Here is a 6,028-nt window from a genome sequence, read left to right on the forward strand (position 1 = left end):
GATACCACTTCAAAAGGGATTACGACATTTCGCTCGTGCAGCACGGCGGCGATGTGTTCCTGCACTTTTTGCGCCGTACCCACGGGAACGGTGGATTTATTGATGACGATGGCTGGGCGACGCATATGCCGGCCCACGGCGTCGGCTACCGACAGGACGTGACGTAGGTCGGCGGAGCCGTCTTCATCGGGAGGCGTGCCCACGGCGATAAAGAGGAATTCGCCGTGTTCGACCCCGGCGGCGATGTCAGTGCTGAAGGTCAGCAGGCCACCGGCAATGCCTTCCTGGACAATGGCAGGCAGGTCCGGCTCGTGAATGGGGATAATACCCTGGCGTAACCGGGCCACTTTGTCGGCGTCCACATCGATGCAGAGTACGTGATTGCCTACATGGGCCAGACAGGCGCCCGTCACCAAACCGACATAGCCCGTGCCGATAACCGTGATTTTCATGCGGCCAATGCCTCCAATACAGCGTTGATATGGTGCCCACTTTTGGCGAGTACGGCTAAGCCGGGCTCCACGTAGCGCTCAAGTTGCGCCACACGGTGCAAATCCGTGCCCCAGAGCATGGGCAGTGCCTGATCCAGCAGCGCGCGGGCGAAGGCCTGGGGATGCGGACCATATTGCCCCGCCAGGCTGCCGATGTCGCATTGCAGCCAGGCGCCAGAGCGTTCCAGCCGCGGCAGCCAGATTGATTGCTCTAGTTGGACATAACGGTACCGCTCCACATGCGCCAACACGGGCTGATAGCCGGCACGGTGCAGTTGCAGGAGTACATCAACCCCTTCCGGGGTTGGCATCAGTGTGGGAAACTCCACCAGAACGATTTTTTGGCTCCCCAGTTCCAGATAGAGAATATCCTCACGCTCCATGGCGGTGAATAGCGTTGCATCTGCAAAATATTCCGCGGCGAGATGCAGGCGAAATTCCCCCTCTATCTCCTGCCGCAAGGCACGGAAGACATCGCGGAGCTGATCAGGGTTATTGTCATAAACCCCCGGATAAATATGCGGCGTAAGCACGGCACCCTGATATCCGAGGGCGCGCAAGCCCGCGATGGCGGCGCGCGTCTCTTCCAAACTGCGCAGTCCGTCATCCACCGCCGGTAGCAAATGGCAGTGGAAATCCCAAACAGGTCCAAGCCGTGTCCCGCCGGACGCCTCCGTAGAAGGACTTTGGGGACGAAACCGGCGCAGCAGATCCATCATCATTTTTTGCGCCTGAATCGGAGGTGGCGCCGCCAGCCCTTGGGCGGAGTCTCCGTTTTGCCGTCGCTGGCGCCATAGCCATAGCCATAGCCATAGCTGCCCTGCACCCGGATGCCATTGATGATTAAGCCCACGGGGCGATTCAGCCCCAGGATGCCTTGCAAATGTTCCTGGTAGGCCCGGCGCGGGGTATGGTTGACCTTGGCGATGGTCAGCAAACGATCGGCGAGGGGGCCTATGGTCAGGATGTCTCCCACCATGGGGAAAGGCGGCGTGTCGATCAAAATGGTGTCATAAGCCGAACGCAGCTCTGCCAATACCTGCTCCAGGCGACCAGAACCCAGGTGTTCGCTGGGGTTGGGTGGCGTGTTGCCGGCAGTAATGAGGTCGATACCGAGATCCGTGATATGGTGCAAGGCTGCCTGCCAGGTGGTGCGTCCCGCGAGTATGCCTGCCAGACCCGGCTCCTGGGTGACCTGGAAGGCCAGATGGGCATGGGGATTGCGCAGGTCGGCATCAATCAGAAGGACTTTCTTGCCATCCTGGGCCAAGGCCGCGGCGAGCTGAAAGGCCAGTGTGCTTTTACCGTCCCCGGGTACGGCCGAGGTCATGGCCACGACCTGCCCGCGAGCATCGCCAACGGCCAGATAGAAATTGCCGCGAAGCAGACGGAGGGCTTCACCACAGCCGGAACGCGGGTCGGGCATCGTAAAAGCCGTTTCCTTGCTGCGCGATGCGGAATGCGCGGTGGGGAGGAGTCCATAGACGGGCAGGAAGGGATAACGCCGGCGTAACTCTTCATCGCTGCGATAGCCGGGGTGGAGAAGATAGCGCCCAAAGACAATACTCAAGCCCAGCAACACCCCTAAAAATCCGTACAATACGACCTCTCTCCCGACCTTGGGTGCGACCGGAAGTTGGGCTATCAGAGCCGTGTCTAGTATCCGGTTTTTGGTCAGAGTGCTGGCCTTGCTGATGGCGGCTTCTTCCTGTTTTTCCAGGAGGAACATATACAGCTTGCCCAGCACCTCGCTGGATCGGGTCAGGGAAATGACCTCCAGCTCGGAACGGGGATATTTCCCCATATCGGCCCGATGCTGGCTGATGATGGCATCAATGGACTGAAGTTGCTGGGTGGCCATTTTCTCCTGGTTCTGCACCAGGGCACTGATGGCGGCGCGGATGGAGGCGATATCGGCCTGGACCTGCACCACTTGCGGGGCAGCGGGGGTATAGCGTTTTTCTAGGACAATGAGCTTACCCTGCGCATCCGCCAAGCGGGTGGCGAGACTGTTCATGACGGGGTCTTTACTGCTGAACAAATAAGGGTTCAGGGTGCCGCCAGGCTGCGTCAGCGTCTTTTGGATCTGTTGCAGGCCATAGAGGGTGATCTTGGCCTGAGAACGCTGGGTCTCGTAGTCGGCTAATTGGCCGATCATCTCCTTGGCGCCGGCGGAAACCGCGATCACGCCGCTCTTGCTCTGGTAACTGGCCAGACGGGCATCCGCGTTACTCAGTGCAGTGCGGATCTTGTCCAGTTGCCGGCTCAGATAATCATAGGTGGCCGCCGCCTGATCCGTGCCCCAGGACCGGGTTTGATTCAGGTAGGTCTGCATGAGCGCGTTGGTTAAACGCTTTGCGGTGAAAGGGTTTGTGCTGTTGACGGCGACGGTGACCAGATAGCTGGTCTTGGCCGCCGCGTCCGTGGCTCCGGAGCCGCGTATCACCGAGATGTCGCCATTCTTGGTCAACGCCCTGTAGACCCCTAATGCATTGTTGATCCGGAGAAGGTATTGGGTATGGGCTGCGGGAATGTAGTGCGGCTGCACCGCCGTCAGCAACAGCCGCAGCTCCGGTCCGACGGCGGGTTGGTCGATCTTGCCGGTGAGCAATGCCTGAGCGTGTTGGTAGGAGCGTGTGGAAACAGTTTTGCTCCGTTGTGTCATCCTGGGCGCGAAGATCTGATATTGACCATCCTGACCAAAGCGGATGGTAAGGGTCTGGCCCTGTAGATCCGGGTCGGTAACATGGGCGTACAGCGCCCGCAGCGCGTGAGGTCCGGGGGCATAGAGGGAAAGACGCTGCCCCCCTAACTTCCAGCCTGCAAACGTCAGAGTCTTGGGGCGATGCCCCATCTGCCATACCTGGGCGTTGATCCCGGAGGCGAGCACCGCACGCTCGATCATTTCCCGGCTATTGATGATCTCTACCTGAGTTTCCATGCTGGACCCCTGCGCAAGCAGGCCTGAAAGCAAGGAGACCCCATCCACCGATCCCGAACCGGCGGACCCGTTTTTTTCAGCCTGCGCGAGATAGAGCGTGCCGCTTGCGTTGAATACGGGTTTGGTGAAGAGCACGATTACCACGGCGAGAAAGGCGAAACCTCCCCCCAGGGCCACGGGCCATTTCCAGCCTTCCCGGATCGCCTGAAGGATGGGTCCGAGGTTGATTTCGTCGCCATCCCCTGAACTGCTGGCGCCCGTCATTCCCTTGGGGCCGCCCGATGGAACCGCGTGGTATGGCGTGGTCTGAGGCGTATGGTTATCGGTCACAAGCTTTCCTATTGGCTCAAGAACTTGATGGATACGAACGGGTTGAGCAACTGGTTGATGGCCTGCAGGGACGGCAACAGGAGTTGTATTGCTTGGTTCCAACTGCTGATGGTTGTTTGCGGTACGAAGATGATGTCTCCCGACTTGAGGTAGAAGGGAGTCGCCTTGCCTTCCAGAATGCGCCGGGCATTCACCACATAAAATTGTCCCGTGGCGCCTTCCGACCGAATGATGCGGATATCGCTCAGACGCGCGTTCGTCAGGCTGGCGGTGTTCATGCCCGCATCCGAGAGGGCCTGTAACAGGCTCAGGCGTCCGTTCACAAAGGGAACGGGGCCGGGTTTGTCAACTGCACCGAAAACATAGGCCCGCATGGTCGATACACTGGGAATGACTATGGCATCACCGGTTTTCAGGGGAATGTTTTGCTGGAGATCGCCGGCCAGGATCAGTTTTTGGAAGTTGACCGGCAATTTCCGGCCATCTTGCACCACATAGGCGCCGCGCAGATCGGCATCGGCCAAGTTCATTGATCCGCCCAAGGCCATGGCCTCCAATAGGTCTAACGGCCTGTCGGAGTAGACCAAACCGGGTTTGGTGAATTCACCCAGCAAATAGTAGCGGATGCTGTGGGCTACCTGTAGTTGCACTGTGACCTTGGGGTCGATGACGTATTGAGCGTAAAGCTGAGTAAGATGTGCTTTCAATTGGGCCGTGGTCATTCCGGCCACATGCACCAACCCTAATAGGGGTAACTGGATATTACCGTCATTGGTGACGATGGCTCCAGCCAACCCCGTGGATGCCGTCATGGGGCTGGGAATGGACAGGTCCGGATGCAGATACACCGACACGGAAATCACATCCCCTGCCCCTAGGTGATAGGTGATGCTCCGGTGCAGGAGGCGCTCCATGGTTGCAGGAGAGAGATGAAGTTCATGCTGGGAAAGCACGGCGGAGGGGAGCGTTTGCGGTTGTTCCGCCTGCCGGGAGTAGGTCTGCTCCGGCCCATCGGTCATGATGGCGCAACCGGACAAGGCCACGTTCATCAGAACCAGCCATAAGCAGTTGCGCCAGAAGTGCGTGCCCCAGAGGCCTTTTGATAAGGATGTTTTGATTTGGATCTTAAAATTTGCCGTAGAAGCCAACGCCATCTCCAAATAACATGAAACCATAGTCGCTCTTGGCAAAATAACGGTTGGTAAGGTCGGCCGTGAGCCAGCCAAGAAAGCCACCCGCAACCACATCCGACGCCCAATGGCCGTCCACCGCCATAATACGACTGACCCCGACGAGCATGGGGATGGCATACAGCCAAGGTTGATGGTAGTTCTGGGCGTAGGGGGTGATGACCGCAAAGGCGATCGCGGTGTGTCCCGATGGAAAAGAAGCAGTTGCCGGACCGTCCCTGTTGAACAAAAAGGAAGTGCTGAATACGGCATAACGTGAACTGAAAGGATGATATTGCGTAGAACTGCTGTCTGGTCCTGATGGTCGGGCGCGGCCGACTGCATATTTTAGGGCAAACACTTCCACTGTTGTTATAGCCGCGGCGGTCAAGGCAACACTCGAAGTATGTGCTAGTTTTGGGCTGGCCCAAGGGCTTTGAAACCAGGTGGTTCCGGCGAGAATGAGAGAACCATCGGTTAGCACATCGGCAATGTTCAACGGTACCTGATTGCGAAAGTTGCGGCTAAGATGGGTGTCGACATAATGGTTAATGCCATGGTCGAAAAGCATGGTAACTCCCGTGGCAGCCACACCGATACCGAGAACACCCAATGGAGTATCGTACCAGGGCGCGCTGGAGCGACGGTAGGGCACCAAGCCCTGATTTTGCGTCCGCGGGTGCGCATCAAGAGGTTGTGTCCACCATGTGGGCATCGTGATTTCAGGTGCTAGGGGATGTGTATGCGTGATGGCCGAGTGCGCGCCGAGCGGACGCTCTGACGTTACGGCCGAGTCATTGGCCGGGCCGACCCCTGTTACCGCCGTGTTTTCCAGATAGCCGGGTGTCAACCCAGCAGCAATCAGTTTTGGGGATGGCGCTTGGCTATAGGGGTCGGGATAATAGGTAGCCAGCCATGAAGACCCCTCAGCGGATGCCAGCGGCGTCCCGATAACTGCAGCAACAAAAACGCCTGCAGCCCAAACACGTCGTACCGTCCTCCCTCTATCAAATTTTGATTTCATGCAGCTACGGCCTATACCCCTTTCCTTGCTAGAGGCTAAATTTATCATGATAAAATGTTGCGCAACAACTTAG

At 58.1% G+C, this 6,028-nt stretch carries 4 protein-coding genes and 1 pseudogene; all 5 read right to left on the minus strand.

The genetic code is table 11. The annotated features are described in order from the left end of the window. A pseudogene (locus RTI30_RS11910) lies at positions 1-452 on the minus strand (UDP-glucose 6-dehydrogenase); the annotation flags it as partial. Next, positions 449-1,213 carry a CpsB/CapC family capsule biosynthesis tyrosine phosphatase gene (locus RTI30_RS11915; protein WP_312283837.1) on the minus strand — a complete coding sequence of 255 codons (765 nt, stop codon included), beginning with the start codon at positions 1,211-1,213 and terminating at the stop codon, positions 449-451. The gene RTI30_RS11915 and the pseudogene RTI30_RS11910, both read right to left, overlap by 4 nt. Then, complete coding sequence (locus tag RTI30_RS11920; RefSeq protein WP_312283838.1) at positions 1,210-3,762, minus strand: polysaccharide biosynthesis tyrosine autokinase; 2,553 nt, start codon at positions 3,760-3,762, stop codon at positions 1,210-1,212. The genes RTI30_RS11915 and RTI30_RS11920 overlap by 4 nt, the downstream gene beginning before the upstream one ends. Positions 3,763-3,770: 8 nt before the next feature. Further along, on the minus strand, positions 3,771-4,811 hold the full coding sequence (locus tag RTI30_RS11925; RefSeq protein ID WP_312283839.1) for a polysaccharide biosynthesis/export family protein: 1,041 nt from the start codon (positions 4,809-4,811) through the stop codon (positions 3,771-3,773). Between the two features lie 76 nt (positions 4,812-4,887). Beyond that, a complete protein-coding gene (locus tag RTI30_RS11930; protein WP_312283840.1) occupies positions 4,888-5,955 on the minus strand; it encodes a phosphatase PAP2 family protein in 1,068 nt (355 codons plus the stop codon). Positions 5,956-6,028: the final 73 nt, after the last annotated feature.

The organism is Candidatus Igneacidithiobacillus taiwanensis, from assembly GCF_031962545.1.
GTDB lineage: Bacteria > Pseudomonadota > Gammaproteobacteria > Acidithiobacillales > Acidithiobacillaceae > Igneacidithiobacillus > Igneacidithiobacillus taiwanensis.